Here is a 1,066-nt window from a genome sequence, read left to right as displayed (position 1 = left end):
AATCCGTTTCCCGAAAGAAACTTCATCGCTCGACTTGCATGTGTTAGGCACGCCGCCAGCGTTCGTCCTGAGCCAGGATCAAACTCTCAATAAAAAGTTTAATCTTTTCACTCATAAAACTTACTTTAATAAAAAGAATTGCTGGTTGTTTAAATGTTTTATATATTCTGTTCAATTTTCAAAGACCATTTTATCTCATCGCCTTGAAGCGACTTGATTATCTTATCACTTAAGAAGTTTTATGTCAACATCTTTTTTTCAGAAGTTTTTTCTGAGTTTCAAGATGTTTCCTACTCCCTTTAGCAACTTAATTAGTATATCACTTAAACGATTGCTTGTCAACATTTTTCGACATTTCTTAATATCGTATTTATCATGTTTACTTTGCTTTCGCTTGGACAACGAAATTAATAATATCATATCTATTGAGTTAGGAATTTTAAAATACCTCTATAATATAAAATAGATCTAATTTTTCGCGTTATTTCTCTACTTTTCTCCTATTTTCTACTATTGATACGCTAGGACATGTGTAGATTAAACATATCTATTTTCTATTATGATCCTTTCATATATTACACTTCATTTATTATATATTCTATTATTCCTATTTCTAATATATTAATAAATATATTAGAAATAGGAATAAGTATCAGAACTATATAAAACCTTCTTAATTATATTGAAATTTATTATACTGAAAATAATTCTTAAATTAATTTATATATTTTACACGCAAAAAAGAGATAGTAATTAAACTATCTCTTTTCGTTACTCACCTGGCAACGTCCTACTCTCCCACACAGTCTCCCGTGCAGTACCATTGGCGCTATAGAGCTTAACTTTCCTGTTCGGAATGGGAAGGAGTGTTTCCTCTATGCCATCATCACCAGATTTCAGATTGTTCTCTGAAAATTGCACATGAATTCTTGTTGATCGTCTTTTTTATTGGTCAAGCCCTCGACCTATTAGTATCAGTCAGCTGAACATATTGCTATGCTTACACCTCTGACCTATCAACCTTGTGTTCTTCAAGGGGTCTTACTAGCTTACGCTATGGGAAATC

The 1,066-nt window shown here is 31.8% G+C and carries 3 rRNA genes; all 3 read right to left on the bottom strand.

Going from position 1 to position 1,066, the window contains the following annotated elements:
* Nucleotides 1-94, bottom strand: a 16S ribosomal RNA gene (locus K5V21_RS19010); the annotation flags it as partial.
* 683 nt (nt 95-777) lie between these two features.
* Nucleotides 778-894 (bottom strand): 5S ribosomal RNA (gene rrf, locus K5V21_RS19005).
* A 54-nt stretch (nt 895-948) separates the two neighbouring features.
* A 23S ribosomal RNA gene (locus K5V21_RS19000) occupies nt 949-1,066 on the bottom strand; the annotation flags it as partial.

The sequence above is a fragment of the Clostridium sardiniense genome (assembly GCF_019753795.1).
Taxonomy (GTDB): domain Bacteria; phylum Bacillota; class Clostridia; order Clostridiales; family Clostridiaceae; genus Clostridium; species Clostridium sardiniense.
Note: the sequence above shows the minus strand (reverse complement) of the source record. Positions and strands in the feature narration are given on the sequence as shown.